Raw genomic sequence first — 677 nt, 5'->3', positions numbered from 1 at the left:
CACGAAGGCACCGAAGTGATGCTGTCCTTCGTCCAGGGTAATCCCGACCGTCCGTATATCTCCGGCGTCATGCACGACAGCGCCCATACCGACCATATCCCTGCCGATTGGAACACAAGAAACGTCATCCGTACCTGGGCGAACAACAAACTGAGGATGGAAGACCTGCAAGGTCAGGAACACATCAAACTCGCCACCGACTATCAGAAATCCCAACTCAACCTCGGCCATATCGTCGATTCAAACCGCAACAAACGCGGAGAGAACGGCGAAGGCTTCGAACTCAGAACCGACGGCTGGGGTGCCGTACGGGCGGGTAAGGGCATACTTGTCAGTGCACAAAACCAGGATGCCAACGGCAAAGTGCTGGATATGGACGATGCCGTCGCCCAACTCGAACAGGCACTCTCCCTGGCCAAAAGCCTGAACAAAGCCGCCCAAACCGCCAACAACCACAATACCGATGAAGAAACCCAAAGGGGTCGTCTGAAAGACGCCCTCAAAGACCTGAAAGAGGCCGGCTTAATCCAAACCGCCCCGGCCGGCATCGCCACCACAACAGAGCAAAGCCAACTGCATACCGCCAATGAAAACATCCACCTTATCAGCGGCAACCATACCGACATTACCGCCGGCCAAAGCCTGACCGCCCATGCGGCAGAGAGCCTTAACCTATT

The 677-nt window shown here is 55.8% G+C and carries 1 protein-coding gene; it reads left to right on the top strand.

From position 1 onward, the window contains the following. Window positions 1-18 precede the first annotated feature (18 nt). Window positions 19-677: type VI secretion system Vgr family protein (locus ACTHUE_RS19740; protein WP_440424246.1), on the top strand; the 659-nt coding region annotated here is incomplete at its 3' end.

Source organism: Neisseria sp. P0021.S005 (genome assembly GCF_051956955.1).
The sequence above is the reverse complement of the archived record's forward strand: the minus strand, read 5'-3'. Positions and strand labels throughout refer to the sequence as shown.